This window comes from Paenarthrobacter sp. NPDC092416 (genome assembly GCF_044755025.1).
GTDB lineage: Bacteria > Actinomycetota > Actinomycetes > Actinomycetales > Micrococcaceae > Arthrobacter.
Genome location: NZ_JBIVQG010000004.1, coordinates 133,092 through 159,858 on the forward strand (window position 1 = coordinate 133,092; position 26,767 = coordinate 159,858).

26 protein-coding genes and 1 pseudogene are annotated in these 26,767 nt (G+C 61.5%); 11 read left to right on the forward strand and 16 right to left on the reverse strand.

The window, feature by feature from the left end; all coding sequences use genetic code 11:
* Nucleotides 1–446 precede the first annotated feature (446 nt).
* The 8 genes from ACIQC5_RS10205 to ACIQC5_RS10240 all read left to right on the forward strand — a co-directional run bounded on the left by ACIQC5_RS10205 (nt 447) and on the right by ACIQC5_RS10240 (nt 5,449).
* A complete protein-coding gene (locus ACIQC5_RS10205; RefSeq protein WP_400281244.1) occupies nt 447–1,529 on the forward strand; it encodes a tyrosine-type recombinase/integrase in 1,083 nt (360 codons plus the stop codon).
* Nucleotides 1,523–1,861 (forward strand): helix-turn-helix domain-containing protein, encoded by a 339-nt coding sequence (locus tag ACIQC5_RS10210; RefSeq protein WP_400281247.1) that lies wholly within the window; start codon nt 1,523–1,525, stop codon nt 1,859–1,861. Before ACIQC5_RS10205 ends, ACIQC5_RS10210 begins: the two co-directional genes overlap by 7 nt.
* The gene (locus ACIQC5_RS10215; protein ID WP_400281250.1) at nt 1,851–3,401 is read left to right on the forward strand and encodes a recombinase XerD; all 1,551 of its coding nucleotides are present in this window, start codon (nt 1,851–1,853) and stop codon (nt 3,399–3,401) included. Before ACIQC5_RS10210 ends, ACIQC5_RS10215 begins: the two co-directional genes overlap by 11 nt.
* Before the next feature lies 1 nt (nt 3,402).
* Nucleotides 3,403–3,633: a hypothetical protein gene (locus tag ACIQC5_RS10220; RefSeq protein ID WP_400281253.1), complete on the forward strand. Its 231-nt coding sequence runs from the start codon at nt 3,403–3,405 to the stop codon at nt 3,631–3,633.
* A gap of 185 nt (nt 3,634–3,818) precedes the next feature.
* Nucleotides 3,819–4,271 carry a hypothetical protein gene (locus ACIQC5_RS10225; protein ID WP_400281256.1) on the forward strand — a complete coding sequence of 151 codons (453 nt, stop codon included), beginning with the start codon at nt 3,819–3,821 and terminating at the stop codon, nt 4,269–4,271.
* A 126-nt stretch (nt 4,272–4,397) separates the two neighbouring features.
* Nucleotides 4,398–4,574, forward strand: a complete 177-nt coding sequence (locus ACIQC5_RS10230) for a site-specific integrase (RefSeq protein WP_400281259.1) — start codon at nt 4,398–4,400, stop codon at nt 4,572–4,574.
* Nucleotides 4,575–4,644: 70 nt separating this feature from the next.
* Nucleotides 4,645–4,974 (forward strand): hypothetical protein, encoded by a 330-nt coding sequence (locus ACIQC5_RS10235; protein WP_400281263.1) that lies wholly within the window; start codon nt 4,645–4,647, stop codon nt 4,972–4,974.
* Nucleotides 4,928–5,449 (forward strand): tyrosine-type recombinase/integrase, encoded by a 522-nt coding sequence (locus ACIQC5_RS10240; RefSeq protein ID WP_400281266.1) that lies wholly within the window; start codon nt 4,928–4,930, stop codon nt 5,447–5,449. Before ACIQC5_RS10235 ends, ACIQC5_RS10240 begins: the two co-directional genes overlap by 47 nt.
* A 76-nt stretch (nt 5,450–5,525) precedes the next feature.
* On the opposite strand, the gene ACIQC5_RS10245 is transcribed toward ACIQC5_RS10240, so the two are convergent.
* From ACIQC5_RS10245 to ACIQC5_RS10255, 3 genes are all read right to left on the reverse strand, one after another.
* The gene (locus ACIQC5_RS10245; RefSeq protein WP_400281269.1) at nt 5,526–6,281 is read right to left on the reverse strand and encodes a class I SAM-dependent methyltransferase; all 756 of its coding nucleotides are present in this window, start codon (nt 6,279–6,281) and stop codon (nt 5,526–5,528) included.
* 501 nt (nt 6,282–6,782) lie between these two features.
* Nucleotides 6,783–7,886: a helix-turn-helix domain-containing protein gene (locus tag ACIQC5_RS10250; RefSeq protein ID WP_400281272.1), complete on the reverse strand. Its 1,104-nt coding sequence runs from the start codon at nt 7,884–7,886 to the stop codon at nt 6,783–6,785.
* 9 nt (nt 7,887–7,895) lie between these two features.
* Complete coding sequence (locus ACIQC5_RS10255; protein WP_400281275.1) at nt 7,896–8,867, reverse strand: alpha/beta hydrolase; 972 nt, start codon at nt 8,865–8,867, stop codon at nt 7,896–7,898.
* A 6-nt stretch (nt 8,868–8,873) separates the two neighbouring features.
* Between ACIQC5_RS10255 and ACIQC5_RS10260 the strand changes: the two genes are divergently transcribed.
* A complete protein-coding gene (locus ACIQC5_RS10260; protein ID WP_400281278.1) occupies nt 8,874–9,941 on the forward strand; it encodes an alpha/beta hydrolase in 1,068 nt (355 codons plus the stop codon).
* A gap of 128 nt (nt 9,942–10,069) precedes the next feature.
* Here the strand turns inward: ACIQC5_RS10260 and ACIQC5_RS10265 are convergent, their stop codons facing one another.
* Nucleotides 10,070–11,053 (reverse strand): SDR family NAD(P)-dependent oxidoreductase, encoded by a 984-nt coding sequence (locus ACIQC5_RS10265; RefSeq protein WP_400281281.1) that lies wholly within the window; start codon nt 11,051–11,053, stop codon nt 10,070–10,072.
* A 90-nt stretch (nt 11,054–11,143) separates the two neighbouring features.
* The gene (locus ACIQC5_RS10270; protein WP_400281284.1) at nt 11,144–12,622 is read right to left on the reverse strand and encodes an MFS transporter; all 1,479 of its coding nucleotides are present in this window, start codon (nt 12,620–12,622) and stop codon (nt 11,144–11,146) included.
* Nucleotides 12,623–13,043: 421 nt separating this feature from the next.
* On the opposite strand from ACIQC5_RS10270, the gene ACIQC5_RS10275 reads away from it, so the two are divergent.
* The gene (locus ACIQC5_RS10275) at nt 13,044–13,382 is read left to right on the forward strand and encodes a YciI family protein (RefSeq protein ID WP_400281287.1); all 339 of its coding nucleotides are present in this window, start codon (nt 13,044–13,046) and stop codon (nt 13,380–13,382) included.
* 91 nt (nt 13,383–13,473) lie between these two features.
* Here the strand turns inward: ACIQC5_RS10275 and ACIQC5_RS10280 are convergent, their stop codons facing one another.
* The 3 genes from ACIQC5_RS10280 to ACIQC5_RS10290 form a co-directional block, all read right to left on the reverse strand.
* Complete coding sequence (locus ACIQC5_RS10280) at nt 13,474–13,902, reverse strand: VOC family protein (RefSeq protein WP_400281290.1); 429 nt, start codon at nt 13,900–13,902, stop codon at nt 13,474–13,476.
* Nucleotides 13,903–13,990: 88 nt separating this feature from the next.
* Nucleotides 13,991–14,446 (reverse strand): VOC family protein, encoded by a 456-nt coding sequence (locus ACIQC5_RS10285; RefSeq protein ID WP_400281293.1) that lies wholly within the window; start codon nt 14,444–14,446, stop codon nt 13,991–13,993.
* Between the two features lie 294 nt (nt 14,447–14,740).
* Nucleotides 14,741–15,253: an FCD domain-containing protein gene (locus ACIQC5_RS10290; RefSeq protein WP_400281295.1), complete on the reverse strand. Its 513-nt coding sequence runs from the start codon at nt 15,251–15,253 to the stop codon at nt 14,741–14,743.
* 96 nt (nt 15,254–15,349) lie between these two features.
* Here ACIQC5_RS10290 and ACIQC5_RS10295 point away from each other — a divergent pair, with 96 nt between their 5' ends.
* Nucleotides 15,350–16,144, forward strand: coding sequence for an MFS transporter (locus ACIQC5_RS10295; RefSeq protein ID WP_400281707.1), 795 nt, complete (start codon nt 15,350–15,352; stop codon nt 16,142–16,144).
* Between the two features lie 120 nt (nt 16,145–16,264).
* Here ACIQC5_RS10295 and ACIQC5_RS10300 read toward each other — a convergent pair whose 3' ends face one another.
* From ACIQC5_RS10300 to ACIQC5_RS10335, 8 genes and pseudogenes are all read right to left on the reverse strand, one after another.
* Nucleotides 16,265–18,187 carry a glycoside hydrolase family 127 protein gene (locus tag ACIQC5_RS10300; protein WP_400281709.1) on the reverse strand — a complete coding sequence of 641 codons (1,923 nt, stop codon included), beginning with the start codon at nt 18,185–18,187 and terminating at the stop codon, nt 16,265–16,267.
* Between the two features lie 57 nt (nt 18,188–18,244).
* Nucleotides 18,245–19,108, reverse strand: a pseudogene (locus tag ACIQC5_RS10305) (N-acetylglucosamine kinase); the annotation flags it as partial.
* 20 nt (nt 19,109–19,128) lie between these two features.
* On the reverse strand, nt 19,129–20,382 hold the full coding sequence (gene manA / locus ACIQC5_RS10310) for a mannose-6-phosphate isomerase, class I (RefSeq protein ID WP_400281298.1): 1,254 nt from the start codon (nt 20,380–20,382) through the stop codon (nt 19,129–19,131).
* Nucleotides 20,383–20,392: 10 nt separating this feature from the next.
* Nucleotides 20,393–22,480 carry an alpha-galactosidase gene (locus ACIQC5_RS10315; protein ID WP_400281300.1) on the reverse strand — a complete coding sequence of 696 codons (2,088 nt, stop codon included), beginning with the start codon at nt 22,478–22,480 and terminating at the stop codon, nt 20,393–20,395.
* 3 nt (nt 22,481–22,483) lie between these two features.
* Nucleotides 22,484–23,533 carry a hydroxyacid dehydrogenase gene (locus ACIQC5_RS10320; protein ID WP_400281302.1) on the reverse strand — a complete coding sequence of 350 codons (1,050 nt, stop codon included), beginning with the start codon at nt 23,531–23,533 and terminating at the stop codon, nt 22,484–22,486.
* A gap of 111 nt (nt 23,534–23,644) precedes the next feature.
* Nucleotides 23,645–24,514: a carbohydrate ABC transporter permease gene (locus ACIQC5_RS10325; protein ID WP_400281304.1), complete on the reverse strand. Its 870-nt coding sequence runs from the start codon at nt 24,512–24,514 to the stop codon at nt 23,645–23,647.
* The gene (locus ACIQC5_RS10330) at nt 24,507–25,466 is read right to left on the reverse strand and encodes a carbohydrate ABC transporter permease (RefSeq protein WP_400281307.1); all 960 of its coding nucleotides are present in this window, start codon (nt 25,464–25,466) and stop codon (nt 24,507–24,509) included. The genes ACIQC5_RS10325 and ACIQC5_RS10330 overlap by 8 nt, the downstream gene beginning before the upstream one ends.
* The gene (locus ACIQC5_RS10335) at nt 25,463–26,740 is read right to left on the reverse strand and encodes an extracellular solute-binding protein (RefSeq protein ID WP_400281310.1); all 1,278 of its coding nucleotides are present in this window, start codon (nt 26,738–26,740) and stop codon (nt 25,463–25,465) included. Before ACIQC5_RS10335 ends, ACIQC5_RS10330 begins: the two co-directional genes overlap by 4 nt.
* Nucleotides 26,741–26,767: the final 27 nt, after the last annotated feature.

Genomic DNA, 26,767 nt, shown 5'->3' on the forward strand with positions numbered 1-26,767 from the left:
AAGGGATCCGGGCGCAAGTTCACACCCAAGGCGCGAGCATGTTCGTGACCAGTGAATCCTGTTTGACCTGCGGAAACGTCGAAATCGTTGATAGACGGGAGTTCTCGCAGCTACTTCTACTCCCGTTACTTTAACGCCGATAATCTACATTATGTAAAGTGGTACTCTGCGTATCTCATCAGATGAATCAATTCGCCCCGATCCTTGGTCCCGCGGCGACCACCTCAAGAACGCCTGAATTCTGCGTTATTCCGGGCCAGTATGCGCTCACGATCCGCCGCCGCGCCGTCCCGCGCTCTCCGGGCGGCCGTTGTGTGTCGCAGTGAGAAGCGCCTCTGACCTGCGGTTTTGCTGTGATGATGCATTTGATGAATCATTGATTCAGAATCTGAGCGTGGTTGTGAGCAATTTGGGGGCGATAAGTGGCAGTCGATGGATCCGGGCGCGTGTTGCAGTTGAATGCCGTGCACCTGCTGCATCCCGAGGAGCAAACGCTCGAGGACATGTTCACGGGCTGGCGCAACCAGCAGCTCTCGCGGAACCTTCAGTTCGACACAATTGATAAAGGCATTGCGTGCGTCCGAAGGTTCGTCAACCATGTGAACGAGTTCCCTTGGAACTGGTCACCGGAGCATGTCGAAGAGTATTTCGGTGACCTGCGCTCGATCCATCAGCTGAAGCACTCTACTATCCGTGGTTACCAGTCCTCGCTTCGCCGGTTCGCGTCCTATGTGTCCAATCCTGACTATGGCTGGGACCGGGTCTGTGAGGAGCGTTTTGGGACGCACCCGGCCCAGGTGTTCTTTGACTGGAACACCGCAGCGCACACGCAGGAATATGAAGGAAGCCCGTCCAAGCGGCCTTTCACGAGGGCCGAACTGCAAAGGCTGTTCGACTACGCGGACGACCAAGTCGAGATCATTGCCGCGTCAGGCAAGAAGGGCTGGCAAGCGGCTTACCGTGACTCAGTCATGCTGAAAGTCGCCTACTCATTCGGGCTGCGGTTCAATGAGCTCCGACACCTCCAAACCTTCGATTTCGCGACTAACCCGCAGGCTCGGCGGTTCGGAAAAACAGGGATATGCAAGGTCCGCTTCGGCAAGTCACGCAAGGGCTCCCCCTTCAAGCCCCGCAGCGTCCTGACCGTGTTCGACTGGACAGCCGGTGTCATCGAGGACTGGCTCGCGAACGGACGCGGAACCCTGGAGACACTCGACCTGTTTCCCAGCGAACGAGGGGGCCTGATCTGCGAATCAACCCTGCTGAGACGGCTCCGACGTTACCTCAACGAGCTGGGATTGCCGATGGAGGGCCTGGACCTGCATTCGCTCCGACGCTCCTATGCAACGCATCTTCTGGAGGATGGATGGGATCCTAGATTCGTGCAATATCAAATGGGCCACGAACATGCCTCCACTACCGGGATCTACCAGTTCGTCAGCGACGACTTCCGTAACTCCACACTACGTGCGGCCCTGGACCGCACCATGGTCGAAGTCCTGGGCGTGCAGATGCGTGGGCAATGGTGAGGCGCGAAGTCGAGTACAAGTGGCGGCTATCCGAACTCATGGCAGCACGGGGACTGCACAACACCACCGACCTCATCCCCCTGCTGGCCGAACGCGGCATCACCCTGTCCAGGCCGCAGGTTTACCGGCTCGTCAACCAGAAACCAGAACGCGTAGCGCTGCAGGTCATCGCCGCGATCTGTGACATCTTCTCCTGCGGACCCGAAGACCTCATTACCGTCACAGCAGCCGACGTCCGCGCCCGCAAAACAGGAACCAGCGCACCGAACGTCGTCGACCTGAACCGCACCGTCCGCCCACGCCGGGCACGCATCATCGACGATGCCCACTGAGGTTCCGGGGCTTAGCCCTCGGAACACCAGCCGCGGCCGGCCCCGCACCACCGGCACCGCCACGTGCGCCCGCTGCGGCCGCAATGCCGGCCGGACACGGGCCACCTGGCCAGAGGGGAGAATCTGCGGACCCTGCTTCACCACCGCCACCCGCACCCACGGGACCTGCCCCAACTGTGGCCAACACCGGCTGCTCCCGGGATCACCCGAAATCCCCGGAGGACCCCGATGCGCACCCTGCGCAGACATCACCCACGACTTCCACTGCACCAGCTGCAATGTTGAGGGTGAGTTTTACCGGCGGGGCATCTGCGCCCGCTGCGCCCTCCAGAACGATCTCGCCGACCTGCTGCTCACCAACCCCGACGAGCCGTCAATAGCCGAAAGGATCATCGAGGTACTCTGCAAAGCCGAGCGGCCCGAAAGCATCATCACCTGGAAGCGCTCCTCAACAGTGCAAGCCCTCCTGGCCTCAATCGCCCGTGGCGAAACACCTTTGACCCACGAAGCACTCGACGCACGAGCTAAGTCAGCGGAACGGGAAACCAACCACCTCCGCGCCCTGTTCGTTCATCACGGACTCCTTCCCTACCAAGACCCCTACCTGGCCCGGTTCGAGGCTTGGATCAAAGCCAAACTCAACCCCCTGCCCGACGAGGTCGCTAAACCCGTCGAGCAATTTGCCACCTGGCACCACCTCCGTCGCATCAGGTCCATGACAACACCTGAAACAAGCGCCCGCGGCCCCGTGCATGCCGCCAAGCAGGAGATCACCGAAACCATCAAATTCCTCGACTGGCTCTGGGAAACCCACCAACGGACTGCAGCAAGCTGCACCCAACAAGACATCGAAACCTGGCTCGCGACCGGCCCCACCACCCGAAAGGCCCTCCGCACCTTCATCGTCTTCAACAACGACACCGGGACAAACCACCGCGTGAAGATGGGCCACTACACGGCGAAAAAACGCCCCGCGATCACCCAAGAGCAACGCCTTGCCTGGCTACGGGAATTGCTCACCGGCACCAGTGAATCCCTGCCCTACAGAATCGCCGCCGTCCTGCTGCTGCTCTACGCCCAGCCCTTGGTGCGCGTAGCGAAACTCCGGACAGCTGCCATCGAGACCAGCGAAACCACCGGCGCTATGAGGATAACTTTCGGCAAGAATCCGGTGCCCGTTCCCGAGCCCTTCGCGGAACTGCTACTTGAACATCTTGGAAGCCGTCCCAACCTCAGAACCGGAACAGCCGACGACAGCCCCTGGCTGTTTCCGGGGACCCGGGCCGGGCAACCTCTTCACCCAAACGGGATCATGGACAGGCTCCGCAGCCTCGGCATCGATCTGCGCGGCGCCCGAAACACCGCATTGGATGAACACCTCGCCCTTTCCCCGCCACCGTTGGTCGCCGACGCACTCGGCTACAGCCACCAAGTTGCCTTCCTCCACGCCGACAACGCCGGCGACGCCTGGTCACGCTACGTCGATCGGCGGACGATGCGTTCTCCGGCGAAGCTGAAACACAACAACCGAAGGGACTGAAATGGGAAAACGTAAACCGGCCGCTTGGGGCATAGTCGTGCGCTTGGATACGGGAGAGACGTTCTATTACTACCTGCACCCCAGCCGGCCAGGCGATGAATGGACGCCCAGGGAAAATCAGGCGTTGCGGTTCAATTCGGAAGAAGAGGCTCTCTCCCGGTGCCGCACCTTCGTGACGAACAGTAAGGCAAAGGAATACTACGTCGTGCCGCTGCCCCTGCTGAGGGCTTAGGCCTCTGGCGCCGAGCTCTCCTCACCGAACGGACTCGGATACAGCAACCGAAAGCGCTCCTCCAAGCCCACAATGCCTGCGACACCCGGTCACGCTTCGTCAATCTTCTCTCTAAACCCTGATCAGGCGTGCTGTGTTGATGTTGAAAGCGTTGTTTCTGCAACACTACGATCAGCGAACTCCGTATGCTTGCCATTCGTGAAGCACTTCACGGGGAAATCGTTGGGGCCGATTCGCTCATTGCTGCGGGTCTACGGGCGCTTCTGGATGACGTTGATTCGCCTTCGCTCCCACTCATTGCAGGCCTCACACGACGGGAAGAAGGCGAGGCACACGATCTGTTCCGCGCCGTCGCAGTTGAGCTGAGTCTGGTGCCGCCAATGCCCGTGAACACAGCACCAGAACGTTGGCGTCTGGTTCAGTGGCTGTGCGAAGCACTAGTTGACGGCACGGTGGAGCCGGACATTGTAGGGCGTTTGATCTGGATCGAGGGCTGGGAGGAACTAGGACGCCCTGTCGGCCTGTTAAGCGAGTGGGACGACTGGCAGCCATTCTGGACCGTGTCTCGCGAGCAGATCGGCCAGCTCATCGTGAATGAAGCGGTGCAACTCCTCAATGGATCATGGCCGCCGAAGTAGCAGGCTGGACCATCTCACGACGAGGAATACGTACACGGTCAATCCGCAGGGATGCCACTACAACAGTGATTGTTGCATCTGATGCACGATCGCCCCTCCTCCGCCAGTTGAGCCGGAACCTGGCGCTTGGCACCAGCGAGGGCCGGGAACGGGTGGCGGGAACGGCCCGGTGACGCGGTTCCAGTGGATGAGTTCTTCGGGGATCTTCGCAGCGTGAAGCATGCCGCGCAGTCCACCATCCGAAGCTACCAGGCAGCACTGAGGGCGTTCTGCGCCTACGCAGCGTCGCCTGAGTATGGCTGAGAGCGGGTCTGCGAACAGTACTTCGGAACACGCCCTTCGCAGGTCTGCTTTGACTGGAACACCGCGGTCCATGCGCAGGCGACAGAGTCAGCTCCTGTCCGGCGCCCGTTCACCAGGCAGGAGCTGCAGGCCTACTTTTGACCGGGCCGACGACGAGGTGGACCGGATCGCGACCCTGGGTCGCAAGGGCTGGCTGCCGGCATACCGCGACTCTGTCCTGTTCAAGGTGGCCTACAGCTGGGGCCTGCGGCGCAATGAGGTCAGGCACCTCCAGATCGTGGAGTTTGCCCCGGAACCCGCACGCCCGGGAGTTCGGCAAGTACGGGGTGCTGCAGGTCCGCTATGGCAAGGCCATGCGGGGTTCTCCCCCGAAGCGCCGCAGCGTCCTGACGGTATTTGACTGGTCGGCGGAGATCATCGCCGACTGGCTGGAACGCGGCCACCGGAACATGGCTGACGGGCTGGACCTATTCCCGTCCGGGCGCGGAACCCTGGTTTCGGAGACGGCGCTGAACCGCAGGTTCAACCGCCACTGCGAAGACCTGGACCTCTCCCCCGGACTAGACATCCACTCCCTCCGCCGCTCCTACGTCACCCTCCTGATCGAAGCCGGCATGGACCCCCTATTCGTCCAGCACCAGGCCGGGCACGAGCACGCCTCGACCACGGCCCTCTATACCTCCGTCTCCAGCGACTACCGCGTCAAAACACTACGCCGCGCCCTGGACTCAACCATCAGGGACGCACTGGCCGGAATGGAAGACAGCTACCAAGTCACCCAGAAACACTCCGCAGCGGCCGCCGAACCCGGGTCCCGCTATCCAAGAATTCAGGCGACGAGGATAATGACTGACACCATCGGAATGGGTCGCTAACCGCTCCGCACCGATGAGAGGCGCAAGCGTCCTGCGAGCAACCGCGCGGACTGGCCAGGGACTGAGAGCCCTGTGTCTATACCTTGCTCGCGACCACCATGTAGTTCTCGGCCTCAAGATCGAACGTGCTCACTTCCGTCCGGAGTCCGACCCGGTGCAGCTCGACTTCGAGTTCCTCGTACCGGTAGGGCCAGCAGGACAGCAGTTCCGAGCGGACAAGAACCAGCCCAGTCGCATCAACTTGGGCGATCGCAATCTCGATGTGGTGCTCATCTTCCCAATGCGGCGCAATCTCCCAGCGGTAGACCACAACGGCATCGCGACCGTTCCGACGGACGAGTCGGTCCCAGATGTCCAGCCGGGAACCTCTGGCCCTCACCAGTTCCCAAGTGCGGGATGTGAGCACCAAGCGCCCACCAGGGCGCAGAAGCCGTGACATCGACTCCAGAGCAGCACCCCTGCCTGTCGCGCCCGCGGCATGGTGAAGCGAGTTGCCAACGCAGAACACCATGTCGAACGTGTCGTCCTCGAAATGGTCGGGCAACTCTTCCCAATTCGCCCGCACGGCCCGAACGGAGGCCCCGAACTCCTCAGACAACTCTGAAGTCCGGCGAACCATCGCTTCGCTGGCGTCAGTTGCGACAACGTGCATGCCACGACCGGCGAGGCCAACCGCCAACTGTCCGGTTCCGCACGAACAGTCGAGGACATGAGCGTTCGACGGCAGGAGACTGAGGACGTCATCGAACGACGCAACGAACTCGGCAGGAGGCAACTTTGCATCCGCGATGAGCCATTCGTACACCTCGGCAAGCACATCATATTCCGTCACAACCACTACCTCCGTCACGCAGCAGGCTCACGGTGGGACGTCAGTCCATCAACGGCGCTAGCCGGGCATCAATGGCTTTCGCAAGGATAACCCGTCCGCGCATGCCGCGGATAGCGCGAGCTGATCCGCTCGGTCATTCGCCGTGTTCGGCTCTTCGGAACTATCAATACGTCCGAACCTGATACGCAGCGCGTCCATTAGTTTCCTCAGGCAATCAGAAGTGGCTTGCACTTTTCGCCCCTTCCCGAAGAGGCATTTATAGGAAGATCATGCTGCGGACTACGGCATCGGATACGGGCACAACCTGAAGCAGGGACATGGAAATAAGACGAGCCACCGGGACGACCAAGTGGCAATAGGCAATTTGATATTCCCTTGGGACCTGGAAACGGTCCTCCGCAGTCCAAACCCTCCCGATCCCTACGCCGAAACGGCCGAACGAGCATCGAACCAACTACGCGCCTTGTTTGTCCGCTATGGACTGCTCCCCTACCAAGACCCCTACGTGGCGCGGTTCGAAGCCTGGATCAAAGCCAAGCTCGACCCCTGGCCGTCTGCGAGCAGCATGATCATGGCCATTGATCTCGCACGGTACTCAATGGAGTCGACTCTGAAGCCCAGGTGCTGCGAGAGTTTTGCGAGGCGATGTGCCACGCTGCTGTGGTGCAAGAACAAGGCGTCGGCTGCCGTTCTCAAAGTTCCCGACTGCAAGTACACCTTCAGGGTCTCCAAAAGCTCTACCCCGTGTTCGGAACTGCGCACCTCGAGCGCACGCACCATATCTGGGATCCGCTCTTGCCCTACCTTCGATCCCGGCGCCAGCAGCACCATCGCGCCGAGATCGTCTGCGCTCACCACCGGTGTGGCTCCAGACGTCTGGCACTTGGCAAATTGAGCTGAGGCAACCAGCAGGTGGATCTCTGAGGCTTCGGCAGCAAGCGACACACCCACCCGGGCGTGCGCCGCGGACGCCGCCGCCGCGAGCTCAGGAAGATGCAGAGGCAGGTATGAATCGAGCACTAGCCCCATGTGATCCCCGTCCATCTCGATCCCAGTTGCCCGGCCGGGTGCCGCCTCTCTCGGAATCGCCAGCCCCTCCCCCGAAGAGACAAGCACGCGCACCGTCGTCGAGGGTTCAATGCGCAGCGAGGCGCACGCCGTCAAAACCGCGACCTGATCCACGGAGACCAAGAGATTTCGCGTATGCTCCGCATCGGTGAGGGGTCTTCGAGGCTGCAAGATCGATGCGGCCGTGAGCGCCATGCGATCGACCAACATTTCGTCGAGGGGAAGCTGGTCGCCTATCCGCTCGATCCACACCCGGCCGACGACAGCATCGCCAATCATGATGTCTTTCATCACGGTTCGCGGGCGCACCGGCTGCGGCGACCAGTTTCCGCGAGAGTCGCACCGCCGCACGTCGAGGTTGCCGGATTTCCCGGTCGTTTCGATCCCCACAACACAGTTGGCCAGCGCGGCACTTGCGCGCATCAACGCCACAGTGTCGGCACCGTGTCGCACCAGCGCATCGAAATAATCAATGACACGTACGAGACCTGCCGAATCAGCGTCGAGTTCGGCAAGGCGGTACATTAAGCCCTGCATAGCGTCATTCTACGAGACTCTTGATACAGCACGCAGTCCCCCCTTTATCGCGTTCAGCGACTCGGCAACGCCACGGCGGCTCACCTCGGCGGCAACGACCATTCCTGAACCGTGAAACGTTCCTGGGAATGAGTGCAATTCGACACTCACGCCAGATTGCAGCAGCCGGAGTCCGAATTCGATGCCCTCATCACGCAGCGGATCAAGCTCCATCGTGCACAAGTAGGTGGGGGGAAGACCGCTGAGATCTGTCGCACGCGCGGGCGCTGCGTAGATTGATACGTTCGAGTCGGACGGACCCGCGTACTCTGCACCCAAGTAGTATCGCCACGACAGTTCTGCGTTCGGGCGATTCCATAGGGGGGTGTCGATGAAGTTCGTCATGGAAACCGTGTTCATGCGGTCATCGAGTACCGGGACTTCGAGGTGCTGAAAGGCGATCGGGATGACGCCTTCGTCTCTGGCTCTCAGCACGACGCCCGCGGCGAGCCCACCACCGGCACTCTCACCGCCCACCGCGATGCGTTCAGGGTCGATTCCCAATTCGTCGGCATGCGCGTGGAGGTACGTCAGCGCGGCGTAGCAGTCGTTGTGCGGGCCAGGGAACGGCGTCTCGGGGGCGAGCCGGTACTCGACGCTCGCGACCGCGTACCCGAGTTTGCGCACCACATCGAGGCAGTAGGTGTCGCTGGCGACCGCCGTGCCGACCGCAAAACCACCGCCGTGGATCCACATGAGTACCGGGATTTGGCCTGTCGCGTCTTCCGGCGTGAAAAAGCGAACCTCGACGTCGGGGTCCTCTCCCATGCCTGGGACTGAGAGCACCTGAAGATGCGCATCCTCGTATGACAGCTCCGCGAGGAACGCGTCGATGAGGCTGTTCATGGCGGATCGGGCGACCGGGAGATCGCTGAAATCTCCCTTGGGAAGCATGGACACCGCGGCTGCGAGTTCGGGATCGAGCGTGGGAAAGGTTGTCATGCATTGATGATGAGCCGGATTCATGCACTGGTCATCAGCAGCCTGTCGGGCTTTTGGGCAGCTATACCCGACGGCCAGTGGGTGCATGAGGTGCGGCGGACATACAAGATGGACGACATGACTTATCAATTTGATTCCGAGCTCGAACCGGTGCTGGCGATGTTGCCTGACCAGAGCGCCCCTTCCCAGTCGGTCGCAGAGGTGCGCGAGCAGCTCGCCCAGTATGTGGCGGGCTCCAGCGACATTGATATCTCCGGCGTGCGGGTCTACGCCGAGATGATTCCCGGTCCCGACGGCGCGCCCGAGGTTACGCTGCACATCATCGCCCCCAGTGTTCGCAAGAGTACAGGTGCGATCTACTACATTCACGGCGGCGGGTTCACCGTTGGTTTCGCGTCCATGCGAGACGACATCAACATTCCGCTTGCTCGAGACTTGGGTGTTGTGATCATCTCTGTCGACTACCGCTTAGCGCCCGAGCACCCGTTCCCCGCAGGACTCGAGGACTGTTACGCCGGGCTGCAATGGGTCGCAGATCATGCGGAGGCCCTGGGCATCGACCCAGCGAACATTGCAATTCAGGGTGATAGTGCCGGCGGCGGGCTCTGCGCCGGGCTGGCGCTGCTCACGCGCGACCGGGGCGGAGTCACGCCCGTCTTTCAGTACCTCGGGGTGCCGGAGATCGATGACCGCCTCACCACCCTCAGCATGCAGCGGTTCACCGACACGCCGATGTGGACGAGAAGGGCGGCCGAGGAAAGCTGGGACGCCTACCTCGGCGACGGCGTGCGCGGCACCGACGGGGTCTCACGGTATGCTGCGCCTGCGCGCGCCACCGAGCTGTCGGGGCTCCCGCCGACGTATATCTCGGTCATGCAGTACGATCCACTGCGCGACGAAAACCTCGCGTACGCGCAGAAGCTCCTTGACGCGGGGGTGAGCGTCGAGCTCCATCTCTATCCGGGCACGTTCCACGGTTCCAGCCTCGCAACTTACGCTGCGATCACCCAGCGCGAGTCTCGGGAAACCTTCGCAGTGTTCGCAAAGGCACTGGGCGTAAACACGGAGAACTGAGGCGCCATGCCCGCCCTCCTGTAGGAAGACGACGCTCAGGGCTCACGGATCAACACAGCACATTGGCCTCGGCAGTAGCCCCAACTACTGCCGAGGCCAATCTGGCCCCAGGCAACGAGCGGTGGATCCTACTTCAGGCCGGCATCGGCGCTGCTGAAGTCAGCGTTCGCGAGCGAGCCGTCGAAGAGGTTGCGCTGATCCCAGGTAAGCGCGGTGGTGGTTGCATCGTTGCACAGCGAATCGAGATCCCAGCCGTCGCGATGGAACCGTGAGCGGATGAGCTCTGACTCCTGGTAGAACGCGATGTGGCACCCCGCGATAAACAGCTCGCGTCCGTTAATCGCCCTGGCTTGGTCGGTGCACAGCCACGCGATTGCGGCGGCGGCGTGCGAGGAATGCGGATCGGCGGCGTAGGGCGCTCCCCCGCCGTCCATCCACATGTTGGCGAGGGGCGGGATGCCAAGGGAATCCACCGCGTAGCCCAGGCTCGCCATGTTCTCGGGTGTGGCCATGTTGCTGTTTGCGGTGCTCGGGCGCACGACGTTGCTGCGCACGCCGAACTCCCCCAGGTCGCGGGCGACGGTGCGGGAGAGGCCAACGACGCCTTCCTTTGCAGCAGAGTAGTTGCCCATTCCGTAGTGGCCGATGCCTGACGGCGACGAGAGATTCACGATCGAACCGCCGCACTGCATCAAGTGCGGGGCTGCCTGGTTGATTGTAGCGAAGTAGCCCTTGAGGTTCACGGCCAACACCTGGTCGAAGTCTTGCTCGCTCATGCGGTCGATGCGGGCCGGCCGTATGATGCCGGCGTTGTTCACCAGAATGTCGATCCCACCGAAAGTGTCCATGGCCACCTCGACGACGGCCTTCCCTCCGGCCATGCTGTCCACGCTCGAACCTTCGGCCACGGCCTGGCCGCCCGCGGCCCGGATCTCGTCGACCACTTGCTGCGCGATCGACGCGTTGCTTCCGCCGCCGTTGGGGGAACCGCCCAGGTCGTTAACGACGACGTTGGCGCCTTCGCGGGCCAGGAGGAGCGCCGTATCTCGTCCGATTCCTCGCCCGGCTCCGGTGACAATGGCTGTCTTTCCCGTAAATCGTTGGTGGTTCATGTGCTTGCCTTTCATTCAATGGGTGTGGATCCGTGCGGCGGGGTGCCCCGCCGGACGGTGCAGGGGGTGAGTGAGTAGGTCGGCTAGGTCTTACTCAACCTCTGCCAGCTCGGGGGCACCGCTCTGCTCGGCAGCCTTCGGGGTGACCTTGCTGTGGCCCATCGCCAGGACGAGGCCCAGCACGATGACAGCACACACAATGAAGAGGGTGAGGCAGGCCTGAATCGCACCGAGGGTTGGGAACGGGGTGCCTTCGGTCGTTGACGACGCCAGAATCACCGAACCGATGGACACGCCGATCGCCGCAAACATGCTGCCCGCGGTCAACATAACGCCGGTGATTTCGCTGGTGACTTCTTCGGGAACGCTTTCGGTAATGAGCTTCGGGTAGGCGGTGAGGCTGAAGCACGCGGCACCCGCGAGCGTGATGTGCGCGGCGACCATTGCCGGGATCGAGTTGTAGCCGAAGAAGATGATGAGGCAGGTCACGATGTACAGCGACACCCCGACGACGAGCGTGAAACGCCCGCCCCACTTGCTGGCGACGATGCCGGTAAGTGGGCTAATGAGGAATCCGACGAGGGCTGTCACGGCAGCAAAGGAACCGGCCGCAGTGGCAGACAGCCCGAGACCGACGGCGAGGGTCACTGGCGCAAGCATGATGAGCGGCAGCACGATGACAAGGGCGCCCGAAGGGCCGAGGCCCATGACAGAGGTTGCGACGATGGTGAGCGAAACGCGCCGGTCGCCGAGCACCCGGAGATTCATGAGTGGATCGGTCTGTCGAAGCTCCCACCTCACCCAAACTGCGAGCACCACAACTCCGCTGGCAACGAGACCAACGACCGGCAGGCTGGTCCACCCCCAAGCGGGACCCTGGGTCAGCCCGTACAGAACCGCGGTGAGGCCGGGAGTCAACAGTAACGCCCCCACGAGGTCAAACTTGGGGAGTTGTGAGAAGCGCTTCGAAGCGGGAATGCTCACGGCCACGATGAACGCCGCGATGACCGCGAGGGCCCCGGCAAAGATGAAGATGACGTGCCAATCCCAGATATCGAGAATGCGACCGGCAAGAATTGATCCGCCGGCACCGGCCACGAGCCCTGCACCGCTCATCGCTCCGAGGCCGATGCCGAGCTTGTGCCGGGGCAACGCTTCCCGCGCGAGGCCGTAGCACAGCGGCATGATCGCGCCCGCGACGCCTTGCACACCGCGGCCGATGATGATCGCGCCCATCGAGTCGCCGAAGATGCTGATGCCTGAGCCGAGGGCTGAGATCAGCATGACGATAATGAGGACTCGTTTGCGGCCGTACATATCGCCAAGACGGCCCCCAACAAGCGCAGCCGTTGCGGCAACGAGCATGAAGGCCGTGACGGTCCAAGCTGTAGTTGACGCCGGAACGTCAAAGAGCTCGCCGAACCGAGGCAGCAAGATGTAGATCATGCCAGACTCAAACGCCGTGACGCAGACTGCGGCAACGAGCGAGAAGATGACAAGCGCAGAAGGCCGATAGCTTCGGGTACTTTCTGCTGATTCAATTTCGTCTTGAGATGTGGGTAACGACATTGTTTTCACTCCTCTTACTTAGGGCATCTGGCGCGACACGTGAAAGGACTCAACGAGTTCACTGTCGATGCTGGGTACTGCTGTTGGGAACCGGTTCCGCGCAACGCAAATTCTGGGCCGCTGCCGACTACTGCGTCTGGAATTGCCTCGCCAGCGCAGCTGCGGGCCAGTGCCCGAGCGCTGGAATCTTCGTCATGCATTGATGATCCACGTCTTCCCGGCCCGCGTCATCGGCGGCCTGTAGGACGCTCGACTCCAATTGATCGACGGCGGTCGGGTCACAAAACCGGTAAAGGTGGCCCTCAATGTCGTGGCTATTGTCGTCAGCTTTGGTATCGCCCTCGCCCAAACTTTCGTAGCCCGAGGCGCAAGGCTTTACTGACGGGTTGCCGTCGAGAGCGCCGAGGGGCACCATCGACACATGACCAAGTACCTCATCTCATTCCCGAGTGAAGCCATGGTGCTCACGGACGAAGAGTTCCCGATTGTGGTCGCCGAATCCCACGCTGTGATCGAGGAGGCCAAGGCCGCCGGTGTTTACGTGTTCGGGGGCGGGATCAACGAGGGCGTCCAGCCAGCGCTTGTCGCCGCCGACGGGTCTGTAGCCACCGACACCTATCCCGGCTCGAAGCTCAACGGCGGTTTCACCGTCCTTGAGCTGCCGAAGCGCGAGGCTGCCGAAGAGTGGGCGAGAAAAATCGCAACTGCCTGCCGCTGCTCACAAGAGCTGCGGGAGTTCATGTACGATCCGGCGAGCTAGGTTCCCTGGCGCAAGCTTTCTGTTAACAGCCGAATGCCCCGTCCAAGCGGCGTTGGACGGGGCATTTCGCGAAACTCAGTGCTGCGTTTGGTTATTGCTCCTGCTGGGAGCCTGCGATGTTCACGAGCCAGGCGATACCGAATTTGTCGACGCACATCCCGAATACGTCACCCCAGGGGGCGCTTTCGAGCGGCATGGTGACCGTGCCGCCGTCGACAAGTTTGTCCCAGTAGCCCCGCAACTCGGCCTCATCCGAGGATTCGCCACTGAGGGACACTGAAATGTTGTTGCCCGGGTTGTACTCCATGCCATTGGGCGTGTCGGCCGCCATGAGCGTCAGCCCGTTCGGCGTCACCAACTGGGAGTGCATGACCTTGTCGGCCTCGGCCGGGTCCTCGCTGGCGTGATAATCACCAAACGTGCTCAGCGTGAGTTCGCCGCCGAAGACGGATTCGTAGAAGTTGATCGCGTCCCGGGCATTGTCGCTGAACGAAATGTAGGGGTTGAGGCGGGTTGTCATCAGTCAGTTCTCCTCATTGTTGTGATCGGTGCGCACGTCACCTGCCGTCATGCTAACAGCGCTCCAAGGCCCCTGTCCCCCAAAACTTTTAGTCGCCGTCGTACGCCTTTTGCAGAACGTTGATATCCAGCTTCCGCATCTTCAGCATCGCTTCCATGGCGCGCTGGGCGCCTGCCGGGTCCGGCCCCGACAACAGCGCCGGCAGGGCCGTCGGCACAATCTGCCACGACAGGCCGAATTTGTCCTTCAACCACCCGCATTGGCTCTCCTCTCCCCCATCAAGGAGCGCTGCCCAGTAGCGGTCAACTTCGTCCTGAGAATCGCAGTTCACAACGAGCGACACCGCTTCGGTGAAATTGAAGGCCTGGCCGCCGTTAAGCGCCATGAACTGCCGTCCTTCAATCTCAAACTCAACCGTGATGACGCCGCCGTCGGGCCCGGGCATCGATTGCCCGATGGACGAATCCTCAAATACCGACGTGTAAAACCTGGCCGCTTCGTCAGCCTGGTTCTCGAACCATAAGCACGTGGAAATCTTCTGCACTACGCCAGCCTTCCAGAAATGGTCAGGAACCGGTTGTCCCCTCGACCGCGGCTGGTCGCGTAACTTCTCCGCCGTCACTTTGACCGACCCCGCCATCGCGTTCTTAGCATCACGCTAATTCAGCGAAAGAACCCAGTCACCGTGGCCAGCAGCGAAGAAAGCGCGCTCCGCCTCGATGAAATTCAGTCTAGATGACCGACCCTGCATGTCATCGATCCGCCAGCAAATAGTGGTGCATGTGCCAGATTTGACCAGACGTGCCGGAGCGCGCAAAACGGGCCCCACAGTGAGCGGCTAGCCCCGGTTCATGCCCCGTCCTTCGTTCAAGGCATTCATGGCCGAAATGTGTTGGGCAAGGTAATTGAGGCCGACGTCCATCTTGGTCTGCCAGCTCAAGGTTGCGGCCCTAAGATCTCCGGCATCGATTGCTACAAGAATCTCAGTATTTTTGTCGAGAATTATTGTCGGGGAGAATGCATAGCGCGCGCCCATGACCGCAAAATGCATGAATGCCTGCTTGGTCAGCGTCTCCAAAATTGCCGGTATTCGATTCAAGCCTGATGCCTCAAACAGTGCGATCTGGAAATCCATATCCAAGTAGTGGGCCCGGGTGACATCGTTGCGGCGAGCACAATCGCCCAGCTCATCCAAGTGGTTCTTGACGCGGGATCGGCCTTCGGGGCTCCATCGGCTGGCCGCTCGTACCACGATCGCGCCCAATGCACGCCGGGCCATGTAGGTCTCTGATACGTCATCAAGGGAGGGAATTCGCACCACCACGGAATCTGATCTGGCGGCGGTGACCAACCCATCTTCGGTGAGCGCGCGAACGGCAAGCCGAATGTCCCGCACAGGCGCACCCAGCAAACGGTTCAACGTCCCCGGGGAAGCGAATACACCGACCTGAGCTGGCACTTCATTCTGGGCACGAGTACTTTCATAGCCGTCGCCATTTTCCTTGGCCGCCTGGGCATGCCGGAGTCACTACGCTGGTTGTGGAGCGTCGGACGCAAGGAAGAAGCCCAGGCACTTGCCAAAAAGTACCTACCGGATGACGCCCTTGACGATGTCCGTCATGAGGACGTTCGCAAAGGGAGCTTTGGAATGTTGTTTTCCAGGCAGTACTGGCGATCGACGCTCTTCATCTCGGCCTTTTGGTTCTGTGCAGTGACCCCCTACTTCGCAATTGCCACTTTCGCGGACAACGTGCTGAACCAGTATGGGCTCGCCGGCGGCGTCGGGCTCTCTGCAATCGCCCTGGCCGGAGTGATCGTCATTTTCTTGCTGATCGAAAGGGTCGGCCGCCGAACGCTCACCGTCCCTCCTCAGTGGCTCTGCGGTGTAGTACTGGCAATTATTGGGCTGTGGGCTGGTGCCCCGGCTTTCGCCGTCCTCACTCTCTTCCTGGTGTTCTCCTTCTTCAATGCCGGCTACAACACCCTGACGAATGTCTATCCGGGAGAAGTCCTTCCCACAGAGATCCGAGGAATAGGAACCGGGTTCGCCGCCGCCGTCAGCCGGGTAGGGGCGGGCATCGGCATCTTCCTCATGCCAATGTCGATGGAATCCCTGGGCGCTGGACCTACGATGCTGGTCGCCGCCGCGGTCGCCCTGGCCGGGGCCGGACTATCCCAATGGCTCGCCCCGGAGACGAAAGGAAAAACACTCACCGAGGCAGCAGCCGGATATGCGCATTAAAACTTCACCTGGGTGCTTGCCAGTGCTTCACCGATCCACGGCACGGCATGTACGCCGATCGATTGAAGCTCATATTCAGGGAAGGCCTGACGCCGCAGCACCAGCCTCTTTCTTGAGTAATCAGAGCGTGCTGGCTACCGGAATCCAAATCCGCATGGTTGAGCTGCCACGCTCTGCCCAGGAGTGATATGGGACCAGCGGTACAACGATTGTGTCCATCGACTTCCGTGGAGTCTGCACTTCGAAAGGCCAGCCGCTATGCCCCCCGGTTCTGTTCAGGCCACGTACTGTGACAGCCACTGAGCCATCTGCGTCTCCCAGCCCGGCTGACATGTCGACTTGAACGTTTTCAAGTTGCCATCCTGCCGGCAGATCGACGGATTCCAGGGCAAAAACCTCCGGGCCCCGCTCAACAGCCACGCATCCGCGAACAGCATCAATCCGGTCATCCGGCAAGGAAAAGCGCGGCTGCATCGGAAGCTCAAGGATCAGCTGATGCCCTGGCTGAAATGTCTGGTTCACGTGGACGTTCCCGGTCCCCACAGGCTTCGGCCCAGATCCGGTGTCCAACGTGGCGCCTGCGGCCCAGCCCGGCACTCGGAACGACAAATTAATGGACGACGACGGCGCCGCCACCACAGTGACCACGATTCGGCCACTGCTGGGGTACTCCGTGTCGATATCGAGATCCACGTGTCCGGCTGCTACCTTCGAGCGAATCCGGGAGGAAGCGTACTGGTGGATCTGTACACCTTCATCGTCTGCGGTTGCTACGTAACCGCCGAAACTGGCCAACGTCCTTGCCACGTTGGGTGGGCAGCACGAGACCTCGAACCACGCCTGGCGGCCCGTGGAACCTCCGCGGATGCATACGCCGTCCGCGTTCAGCGGGGCTTCGCCAGCAGTGGTGCGTTGGTGCAGGGTGTTTGCGTAGAAGAAGGATTTGCCGTCAGCAGAGGGCGATGTGGCAACGATGTTGTAAAGGGTTCGTTCGATGAGGTCCGCATACTTTGCCTCGCCCGTTGCCAGGAGCAGCCGCCAACTGAACATGATCGAGGCAACGCCGGCACAGGTTTCGCAGTACGAGCGGTCCGGGGGAAGGACGAAGTCGTCGCCGAATGCCTCATCCATGTGGTGCGAGCCCATCCCACCGGTGATGTAGGTTCGCCGGGCCAAGGTGTTGTCCCATTGGAGCTTCAATGCGTCCAGGAGCTCTGAGTCGCCGGTTTCCACTGCTACGTCCACAGCGCCGGCCGCCAGGTAAAGCGCCCGCACGGCGTGTCCGCGCAATACCGTCGCGGCCCGTACTGGGATGTCGTCCTGCCAATACGCCTGCCCGAATTCGAATAATGGAAGCGTCCCAGTGCCACGCCGTTCGACGAAGACCTTGGCTTGGTCCAAGTACCGCCTCCGGCCAGTTGCCCGGAATAACTCCACAAGCGCCACTTCAATTTCGGCATGACCGCATACTTTGTCGAGGCCGCCAGGGCCGAACATCGTGCAGACGTGGTCGGCCAGTTTCGTAGCGACGTCGAGGAGTTTGGTGGAGCCGGTGGAACGGAAGTTGGCCACCGCGGACTGAATGAGGTGGCCGAAACAGTACAGCTCGTGCCCCCATTTGAAATCCGAATAGCGGGGCTGCTGCCAGGGCCTGCCGAAGAGGGTGTGGAGATATCCGTCTGGATCCTGCGCCTCAGCGAGCTTGCCGATAAAGGCGTCCAGAACTTCGTCAAGTTCAGAAGCTCCCGAACGTGCGTGCTCCCAGGACATGGCTTCAATGAGCTTGTATACCTCGGAGTCGGCGAACTCCCGGCCCCGGTGCTCGTATTTCTCACCTGTGGCCGCCTTTTCAAGATTGCCTACCCACTCCAGGCGGTTAACCCAGGAGACTGCGTGCGGAATGATGGATTCCCGGTTCAGCCTTTGCCGTTCGCCCCAGAAGCCCCCGGCGATGGCGACGGCGGATAACGGCAGCGGAACCAGGGTTCCTGCCGATGGGGTGACTGGTATCGCATCAAGCGTGTCTTCACGGACGGATTGCATGGGGACCTCCAAAGCCGCGTTGCGCGGCGTCGTCGTAGTTTTTGATGATGTCTTAAGTTCGGCAGCGAGCAGGCTGACTCCGAGGACCGGGTCCTGCTCGACAACGCGAACGTCGTGAATGCCCGCTCTGGCGAGCTGTTTCCGGAAGGCGGCTTGGATCAGGGCCACGTTCATGGCGAGTCCGCCGCCCAGAATCACGGGCCCGGAAATGTCCAGGAGTGCGAGAGTCTGGACTGTGAGATCGGCCAGATCCTGTCCGGCATGCTCCACCAAGCTTTCACTGGCTTTGTGTCCGTTTTCCGCGGCCTCGACAACCTCGCGAGCCCGCTGTGCCCAATACCGGCGCCCGGTTTGCCCTGAATGAAACAGTGCGATGAGCTGGCTTGGATGGCTTACCTCGCAGGCCACCAGAAGGTTCTGGGTGAGGAGGTCCGGCTGGTGGCCTTGGTTCATTCTGCGCAGGCTGTGACGAACCGCTTCGCGGCCCAGCCAATAACCACTCCCTTCATCGCCCAGAAGGAACCCCCAACCTCCTGACCTGGTCTCCTCACCGTTGCTGTTGCGGCCCCACACGGCCGAACCCGTTCCCGCGATGACGGCAACACCGGTGGTCACTCCGCCCGCGGCCAGCAGCAAGCGGGAATCGTGAACCACCTCGATGCGGGCTCCGGGCACGAAAGGAGCAATGAGCTCCTTCAGCGACTCCGCGTCCTGGACGGTGTCCACTCCCCCGGCCCCGGCGATGACCTCATCGATCCTTCCCTGGCCCAGTGAGCCGAAGAGTTCAGCGAGGTTCTGCTTGGCAGTTTCCCTGCTGACGTTCTGGACATTCGCGCTGCCGGTGATCCGCTCCGCCACGGGGGTGCCGTCTTCGAACCTGGCACCGTGGGTTTTGGTTCCGCCGATGTCCAGCCCGATCATGGTGGGCTGGCTGGTCGCCTTCATCGGGCAGCCGTCACATGCAGCGGGACGGTGGCTGCAAAGGCAACGAGGGGTTCGGAGCCGATGCCATGTAGCGTGGGCAAATCCTCGTTCGCGGAAACAAACACACTGTCGCCCCGGTTGAGGCTGAGGGATTGGCCCGTCGAGGATAACCGTCCGGAACCTGACACCACCAACAGGATGCTCGGAGTTCCGCCGGTGAGGGGAAGTCCATCATCGCCGGCAACGACTTCCATCCGCTGCAGCACGAATTCATCAAAGGGCGGCTGCCATAGGTGCACCCCGGCCGTGGGCGAGAAGGCCTCCAGCAGGGGAACCGGCAAAGGACTGAAATCCACAGTGTTGAGCAACTCGTCGGTGTCGATGTGCTTGGCGGTCAGGCCTCCCCGCAGAACGTTGTCGGAGGATGCCATGACCTCGATGCCGAGCCCGCTCAGGTAGGCGTGGATGTTGCCGGACGGAAGGAATACCGCCTGGCCGGGCGTCAAGGAAACCCGGTTAAGCATCAAGGAAATCAAAACGCCCGGATCACCGGGGTAGGCCTCGCTGAGCTCCAGGGCAGTCGCCAACTCCTTGGCGAAAGGCCCTACCGGAATGCCCAAGCGAAGGATTCCAGCCACGGATTCAACCGCGTCCACAACGGAAATGCCGCCGCGGATGAGCAGGGCGAACGCCGCGCCGACGGCGGCAGGTTCCCCACCGCCGTCGAGCATGTCACGAACCTGCTCCAGGACAGGTGGAACCTCAGTTCCGACTTCACGAAATGCGCCCGCCAGGTGGCCGAAGATGGACGCCGCTTCAGCCGCCGGGCGGAACCCGCATAAGGCTTCGATGGGAGTCAGCGCAAGAATCATCTCTGGTTTGTGGTGGGCATCCTTGTAGTTGCGATGGGCAGCTTCCAGGGGGACGCCCGCAGCCTCTTCCGCCACGAAACCGGCAGCAGCCTGTTCGTTGCTTGGATGGACTTGGAGGGAAAGTGGAGAGCCGGCGGCGAGGAGCTTCATCAGGAACGGGAGGCGGTCGCCGAAGGCCTCCCGGCATCGGGTACCGAGCAGACGGTCAGGATCTGCGGAGATCAGCCGGTCGAGCGGAATTGCGCCGTGCTCACGGAGCGCCGACGACGGCGAGCCGGCGTGCGCGCCCAGCCACATCTCCGCCTCCGGCGCCCCGGAAGGATCGGTGCCGAGGTAGTCAGAGATCAGCGTCGTGGAGCCCCAAGCGTAGTCACGGATCGTGTTCTTCAGTTTGTACATGGTTCCCTTGTCAGCTTTGCTGTGCTCTGACCGTGAACGTGCCTGCGGAAATGCCGTCCACGCCGGACAGAGCGAGATATCCGGCCTTATCCCACGTGAAGTCGAAGGCTCCGGGTGGGCCGACCCAGTCCACAGTGACTTCCGTGCCAGCCCAGCGCGGAAGGTCCAGCGTCAGTTGCCCAGCTGTCCCTCCCCTGTTCCAGACGGTGATCAGGTCCCGTTGCGGAGCGCGGAGACCGATACTCAACGACTGGTCGTCCCACTGCGGGATGCCGGACGGCCAGAAAGCGCTGGAAGCGTGAATCTCAGGTAGCAATTCTTTGTGCGCCGTGACAGCCTGGCGGACCAGCTGCAACTGCCCGGGGGTCATGCGATCCAGAAAACCTGAGAGGCACATCCGCCCAAGGATCGCCGTGGCGAGGGTGAAGCGGATTTCCGCATCCGTCATTTCGGCCTGCGGGTAGGCCCAGTGGGCTGCCTGTTCGGGCAAGACACTGAAGAACGAGTTCGCCGCGATAGGCGGGTAGAGCAGCAGGTCTTGCTGATCCGAGGTGGACTGCAGATCCAGACGGGACAACAATGCGTAATCCTGACGCATGGCCCCAGACGCGCAATTTTCCACCGTCAACCGCGGGTGGCGGGCCTTCACATCGTCGAGCCATTGAAGATAGGCGCGATTGTGAGCCAAAAGGCCGTCACCGGTTGAAACGCCACCGAGGTCGGTTCCGGGGCCCGCTGTGATGTTGTAGTCCAACTTGAAATAGTCCACCGCGAAGTCCCGTACGAGCCTGTCGATGGTTTCGTCCATGTGTCCCCGGGCTGCGGGATGGCGGAAGTCCAAGTGATACCTCCCGTGTTCAACCACGCGTTGGCCGTTGCGCTGTAAAAACGCACTGCGTGGAAGCGACGAAGCCATAGGGCTGCGAACGCCGATGACCTCCGGTTCGAGCCAAAGGCCAACTCCCATACCGTAGGCCCGGATGGCCTCGGTGACGTGGGAAAGTCCATGGGGAAAGCGACGGGCGGACGGCCGCCACTCGCCCACTGCGTCCCACCAGTCCGTGCCGTCGTCGTACCAACCCGCGTCGATGCAGAAAATATCGGCACCAGCCTCAGCTGCGGCTTTTACCAGGGGAAGGAGCTTCTCGGTGCTGGGGTCGCCCATGAGCGTGTTCATGAAATCGTTGTAGACCACCGAGTGGTTTTCTTCGGCGGCTGTGGTGGTACGGAGCGCCCTCCGGTGCGATGTCAGCTCGGCCATAGCACCGTGCAGGCCTTGGTCGCTGACGGCGAGCGAAACAGGCACGGTGGTAAATTCCTGGCCAGGCTGTAAGTGGTGAAGCCATTGGTGTTGATCATCTGTGGGCCCCAGAAGGGCGAGGTTGACGCCTTTTCGGGTCTCGCTCAGCTCCCAGGCCCACCCACCGTTGTGCTCAACCTGCCACATCCAACACCATTGGTCGTCGACGTCGGTCACCGCGCCTGTCGGCAGCGGGCCGCCGGTGGACCACGACGACGTCGACGCCCGGAGCAGGTGCCCCCGCTGGTCTTGTGCGTGCAATCCCAGGTTCAGATTCGGAAGTCCGGCACGCAATGGCTGCAACGTCCATTGATTTTCGCCGAGCCACTGTGACGTGGCGGACGCAAGGCGGAGGTCGTTTGCGTCCACGTGCCGGCTCCCTGCCAACAGAGGTACGGCAAGCGACGTGACTGCCTGCAACTGCACCGACTCCGTGCCGTTGTTCCGAACGATAGCAACGGCTTGCAGAGCACTGCTCCCCTCGGCCGCCCGGAGAACGACGTCCACCTCCAACCCGCTGTTCGCATCGCATTGCTGGACGGTGAGGGTGTGCCAACGGCCATCCCTGCCGGATTGATGACCGGTGTAGCGGAGTCGGCCGCCAATGGCGGACTCGCCGTAGCGCTGGCTTGTTCTTGCCCTGCCGTGCCCCACGGTCAGGATCTCCACCAGGGCGGGGCCGCTTTCAACCGGACCCGAGGCCGGCCTGTTGGGATGGAAGTACCCAAGGCCAACGGGCTCGTTTTCTCCTGCGTTCAAGGTCAGGTTGAGTACATGGTTGGTCCATACGAGTTCCATTTGCTATGCCATCCTCTCCAGGTCGGTCAGGCCGACTGGAAACTTAGGGGGCTCACCCGCTGCGTACCGTTCCACCTCGGTGAGCGCGTAGGCGGTCAATCGATGGAGCTCTGTGCCCATCGAACCGGCGACGTGCGGAGTAAGCAGGACGTTGGGCAAGCCGTAGAGGGGGTTACCTGCCGGCAGCGGCTCGGGGTTGGTGACATCCAAACAGGCGTTGATCCGTTGCGAAACCAGCTCTCGGACCAGCGCTTCCTGATCCACCAGCTCTCCCCGGGCAGTGTTGATCAGCGTTGAGCCGTCCTTCATGGCAGCCAACTGCCGGGATCCAATCATGTTCACCGTCTCAGGGAGGACCGGGGCATGCAGGGAAACAATGTCGCTGCAGGCCATGAGCTCATCCAGCCCAACCCGGCGGGCGCCCATTCGCCTCGCCTCAGCATCGGAGATAGTTGGGTCGTAGACGAGCGCGTCAAAGTCAAACGGCTGGAGCCGTTCCAGAACCAGCTTGCCGATCGTGGAAGCCCCAACGATCCCCACTGCCCGCTCGTAGTTTCCGGTCTCCGGGAACTCCAGCTCCCGGTCGATTTTCGTTTGCCTTTGGCTGTAAAGGTTGCTGGCGGCCAGCGCGGACTTGCCCGCCAGCAGGATCAGGCCCAGTGTAAATTCCGCGACCGGAAGGGCGTTGGCTTCCGCGGCAGTGGTCACAACCACCCCGCGCTCCCAGCATTCAGGCAGCACGTGGGCTTTAACGCTCCCTCCCGCGTGGGCGATGAGCCGGAGCCGGGGCATCCTTGAGAGCACTTCAGCGTTGATCTTCGGAGAGAACCAGCCGGTGATCAGAACATCAACGTCTCCCAGCAGTTCATTCGGAACGATGGAGAAGTCCTGGATGACCTCGCTGAAGTCGCAGTCGGCAATCGCCTCGAGCCTGGACTTCAACCGCTTGGAGAACAGCGCGTCCCGCAGGTCCACATCCTGCATGGCCAGGGCCACTTTGGGCCGGAACTGAGCAGGTTTTGGCTCTGCGCTGCTGTGGAGTGCGGCGCTCAATGGCCCTCCTTGTTCCGGCAGCGATTCAGCCGGTTTTCGGCAGCGCCCACGGAGCGGGGCAGCGGCGACATCATCATGGTGTTCCTTGGAGTGGTGGGAAGGCGGTGGTTATCAGCCCTTGAGGCCGGCACTGGCCATGCCTTCAACGAATCGGCGCTGGGCAAAGATGAACAGGATGATCATCGGAAGGGTGGCCAAAGTGGCGCCGGCCATCAGATAGGGCCATTGCACGTTGAGGGGGTCCTGCGAGAAGATCGCGAGTCCCACCTGTAGCGGCCTGAGTTCATCGGAATTGGTGACGATCAACGGCCACAGGAAACTGTTCCAGGCGGCCTCAATCTGGAAGACCCCGATGGTGACCAACGCAGGTTTGATAAGCGGCGTCATGATCCTGAAGAAGATGCCGAATTCGCCGAGGCCATCCACCCGCGCAGCATCCGCGAGTTCCGAGGGGAGCGTGACGTAGAACTGGCGGGCGAGGAAGGTGTAAAGAGGCGCGATGGCCAAGGGGATGATGAGGGCCCACCAGGTATTGAGCCAACCGGTGCCGCCTTGGCCAAAGATGTCGTTCCCACCGAACAGAGGGATGGACTTCACTAGCAGGAAGAGCGGAACCAGGATGATCTGGAACGGGACCATCATCAGCGCGATGAAGTAGTTCAGGATTCCCTTCGCACCACGAATTGGCGCCTTGGCCAGTGCGTAGCCCGCCATGGTGCAGAACACCAGCGTCAACGCAGTCTGTCCAACAGTGAGGACCAAGCTGTTCCAGAAGTAGCGCAGGAAGGGAGCAGCATCCATTGCTTCTACGAAGTTGGACCAATGGAACTCGGTTGGGAGCCAGGTGAAGGTACTGACTTCACCTGTCGACTTCAGTGCCGTGAGGACCATCCAGATGAACGGGCCGATCATCAGCACGCTTCCCAGGAGCAGCACTGCGTAGAGGACCACTCGACCGGGCGTGAGGTTCTTCTTACGCATCCTGGTTCTTCCTTTGTGAACGACCACCCAGGTAGATGAAGGTCGCAATGAGTATGAGCATGATGACTGTTTCAGCGGAGGCATACCCCAGCCGCAGCCCTTCGAAGGCGTTGTTATAGATGTCGAAGGTCAGAACGGTCGTGGAGTTCACTGGCCCGCCCTTGGTCATGACGAAGACCAAATCAAATACCTGGAATGTCTGCACGATCGCCGTGATCAGGACGAAGTAGTGGGCAGGCCCCAGGGCAGGCCACACCACATTGCGGAACACTTGCCAACGGTTGGCGCCGTCGAGGTTGGCGGCCTCCAGCAATTCTTTCGAGACGCCCTGCATTGCTGCCAGGTAGACGATCATTTTGGCACCGAGACCCTGCCAGATGCCGACCGCCATCAAGGCCGGCAATGCCGTACCCGGATCGTTCAGCCACTCTGACCGTGCCAGGCCGAAGAGGCTGCCCACGGCGTTCGCGAGGCCCGTGCTCGGCTGATAGATCCACAGCCACACGGACGCAACGGCAACGGTGGCAGTGACGACCGGAAGATAGTAGACGGTCCGGAAGAAACCCAGTCCGCGAATCTTCTGGTTCAGGCCGAGGGCGATGACCAAAGCCAGGGCCATGGACAGTGGCACAACCACCAAGGTGTAGCTGATCGTGTTCCACAGGGCTGCTTGGAATCGGGTGTCTTGGAACAGCTCCACGTAGTTCTCGGCGCCGATCAGCTGCCAGGCTCCGGAGAAGTCGTAGTTGGTGAAGCTGAGGAAGACGGCCGCGACTGCCGGCACTGCAAGGAAGAAGGTGGAGTGGAGCAAGGCGGGCGCGAGAAGCCACCAACCTGCCCGGGATTGCTGGCGGGTGAGGCGTGAGCCGTCCCGCCCTGTGGGGCGCGAAGCCCGGGGTCTTGCCCCGTGTGCCGCGCGCACCACCGGCGTCGTTTCTTTCAAGGTGCTCACTTTGACTGCTTTTCCAGGGCTGACAGTGTCTCCTGGGCTGACTTCTTACCCAGCAGCGCATCATCCAGGCTTGTGCCAAAGGTTCCACGCAGGTCCAGCCAGTTGGCAGCCCCGCCCTCAAACTTGGCGTCACCGAGGTTCGCGGCAACAAACGTGCTGGCGGGGTTCGATTTCACAACGTCCGATTGCGCCGCATCCTTTGCCGCCGGAACGGCGAAGTTCAGTGTCGCGATACCTGACTCAGCTTCGGGCTTGCTCAGTTCCTGGATGAAGTCCCAGGCCGCGGACTTGAGCTTGCTGCTCTTGCCTACTGAGGCGAGCTGGCCGCCCGTAAACATGGAGCCGTCCTTCTCCTTGAGGTTGAAGTACACGAGGTCATCGCACACCGCCTTTCCCACACCTTTGTCAGAGCAGTCGATGTAGCCACCGGTGAAGCCCATTGCTGCCTCACCTGTATTGACCAGAGGAGACTTGGCGGCGTTCTGTGCGCCGTACTTCTGGACGTTGTTCACCATGGACTTCATCCACTCAAGGGTCTGAACACCTTCTTCTCCGGCGAATTGAGGGTCGCCATCAGTGTTGTACAGCGGCTTCCCAAGCGAACCAAGCAGGGCCACGAAATCCTGGCGGTAGCCACCGGGCGCAGCCCAGAAGTCGAAACCGGCCTGGGTGATATTACCCGCGGCATCCTTGACGGTGAGTTTCTCTGCAGCGGTCCTGATCTCGGCCATGGTTGTGGGCGGCTTGCTCGGATCGAGCCCCGCCTTCTCGAAGAGCGACTTCCGTAAGGCCAAGGGCTTGGGGCCGGCGATCAAGGGAACGGCGTACACCTTGTCTTTGTATTCAGCCGCGGGGACGAGCGCCGGGTTGGTCGACTCCCCCAGCGAATCGGCAGTGGCGCCGAACGATGAAAGGTCCTCGAACACGTTCTTTGCCGCGAATGGCGGAACCCAGCCAATACCTGTCACCAGGACGTCGTAGCCCTGGCCTCCTGCAATCGAGGTAGAGATCTTCTGGTTGAGGGTGTCGAACGTAGCGAAGTCCGGTTCAACCGTCACCTTGGGGTACTTGGCGTTGAATGAATCCACTACTTTTTGCAGTGCCGCCTTGCCCTCGTTGCTCGCAGGGTAGCTGGGCACCAGGACCCGCAGGGTCCCCGTCACCTCGGCAGGGTTGGATGCCGGTGCAGTCGATGTTCCGCCCGAACCACAAGCTCCGAGGGCGAGAGTACCGGCCACTGCCAGCGCGAGAAATCCTGCACGTCGACGTGCCATATCAATCCTCCTGATTTAGCCATCCGA

Bases quoted from the DNA above. Each gene is read 5' to 3' on its own strand.
- ACIQC5_RS10210 (WP_400281247.1), top strand. From the start codon at position 1,523: ATGGTGAGGCGCGAAGTCGAGTACAAGTGGCGGCTATCCGAACTCATG.
- ACIQC5_RS10215 (WP_400281250.1), top strand. From the start codon at position 1,851: ATGCCCACTGAGGTTCCGGGGCTTAGCCCTCGGAACACCAGCCGCGGC.
- ACIQC5_RS10220 (WP_400281253.1), top strand. From the start codon at position 3,403: ATGGGAAAACGTAAACCGGCCGCTTGGGGCATAGTCGTGCGCTTGGAT.
- ACIQC5_RS10225 (WP_400281256.1), top strand. From the start codon at position 3,819: ATGCTTGCCATTCGTGAAGCACTTCACGGGGAAATCGTTGGGGCCGAT.
- ACIQC5_RS10235 (WP_400281263.1), top strand. From the start codon at position 4,645: ATGCGCAGGCGACAGAGTCAGCTCCTGTCCGGCGCCCGTTCACCAGGC.
- ACIQC5_RS10240 (WP_400281266.1), top strand. From the start codon at position 4,928: ATGCGGGGTTCTCCCCCGAAGCGCCGCAGCGTCCTGACGGTATTTGAC.
- ACIQC5_RS10250 (WP_400281272.1), bottom strand. From the start codon at position 7,886: ATGCAGGGCTTAATGTACCGCCTTGCCGAACTCGACGCTGATTCGGCA.
- ACIQC5_RS10255 (WP_400281275.1), bottom strand. From the start codon at position 8,867: ATGACAACCTTTCCCACGCTCGATCCCGAACTCGCAGCCGCGGTGTCC.
- ACIQC5_RS10260 (WP_400281278.1), top strand. From the start codon at position 8,874: ATGATGAGCCGGATTCATGCACTGGTCATCAGCAGCCTGTCGGGCTTT.
- ACIQC5_RS10265 (WP_400281281.1), bottom strand. From the start codon at position 11,053: ATGAACCACCAACGATTTACGGGAAAGACAGCCATTGTCACCGGAGCC.
- ACIQC5_RS10270 (WP_400281284.1), bottom strand. From the start codon at position 12,622: ATGTCGTTACCCACATCTCAAGACGAAATTGAATCAGCAGAAAGTACC.
- ACIQC5_RS10275 (WP_400281287.1), top strand. From the start codon at position 13,044: ATGACCAAGTACCTCATCTCATTCCCGAGTGAAGCCATGGTGCTCACG.
- ACIQC5_RS10280 (WP_400281290.1), bottom strand. From the start codon at position 13,902: ATGACAACCCGCCTCAACCCCTACATTTCGTTCAGCGACAATGCCCGG.
- ACIQC5_RS10300 (WP_400281709.1), bottom strand. From the start codon at position 18,187: ATGCAATCCGTCCGTGAAGACACGCTTGATGCGATACCAGTCACCCCA.
- manA (WP_400281298.1), bottom strand. From the start codon at position 20,382: ATGTACAAACTGAAGAACACGATCCGTGACTACGCTTGGGGCTCCACG.
- ACIQC5_RS10315 (WP_400281300.1), bottom strand. From the start codon at position 22,480: ATGGAACTCGTATGGACCAACCATGTACTCAACCTGACCTTGAACGCA.
- ACIQC5_RS10325 (WP_400281304.1), bottom strand. From the start codon at position 24,514: ATGCGTAAGAAGAACCTCACGCCCGGTCGAGTGGTCCTCTACGCAGTG.
- ACIQC5_RS10335 (WP_400281310.1), bottom strand. From the start codon at position 26,740: ATGGCACGTCGACGTGCAGGATTTCTCGCGCTGGCAGTGGCCGGTACT.